1 rRNA gene is annotated in these 771 nt (G+C 51.9%); it reads right to left on the bottom strand.

Annotated features, from left to right (window positions below):
• Positions 1 to 771: ribosomal RNA gene (locus ACFFLE_RS11200) — 23S ribosomal RNA — on the bottom strand; the annotation flags it as partial.

The raw sequence follows: 771 nt of genomic DNA, 5'->3' as shown, positions 1-771 counted from the left end.
CGGCGCAGCGTCACTTGACTAGTGAGCTATTACGCACTCTTTAAATGATGGCTGCTTCTAAGCCAACATGCTAGTTGTCTGTGCAACGCCACATCCTTTTCCACTCAACATATATTTTGGGACCTTAACTGGTGGTCTGGGCTGTTTCCCTCTCGACAACGGACCTTATCACCCGCTGTCTGACTCCCGTGCATCACATAGGTGGCATTCGGAGTTTGTCTGAATTCGGTAACCCGGGATGGGCCCCTCGTCCAAACAGTGCTCTACCTCCACGATGCTAACACGAGGCTATACCTAAATATATTTCGGAGAGAACCAGCTATCTCCAGGTTCGATTGGAATTTCTCCGCTACCCACACCTCATCCGGTCACTTTTCAACGTAAGTCGGTTCGGCCCTCCATCCAGTGTTACCTGGACTTCAGCCTGGACATGGGTAGATCACCTGGTTTCGGGTCTGCAACCCCATACTAGACGCCCTATTCAGACTCGCTTTCGCTACGGCTCCACATTCGCTGCTTAACCTCGCATGCAATCGCAACTCGCCGGTTCATTCTACAAAAGGCACGCCATCACCCATTAACGGGCTCTGACTACTTGTAAGCACACGGTTTCAGGTTCTATTTCACTCCCCTTCCGGGGTGCTTTTCACCTTTCCCTCACGGTACTGGTTCACTATCGGTCACCAAGAAGTATTTAGCCTTGGGAGATGGTCCTCCCGGATTCCGACGGAATTTCTCGTGTTCCGCCGTACTCAGGATACACCGCCACGC

It is taken from the genome of Salinicoccus siamensis, from assembly GCF_042429615.1.
Taxonomy (GTDB): Bacteria; Bacillota; Bacilli; order Staphylococcales; family Salinicoccaceae; genus Salinicoccus; species Salinicoccus siamensis.
Note: the sequence above shows the minus strand (reverse complement) of the source record. Positions and strands in the feature narration are given on the sequence as shown.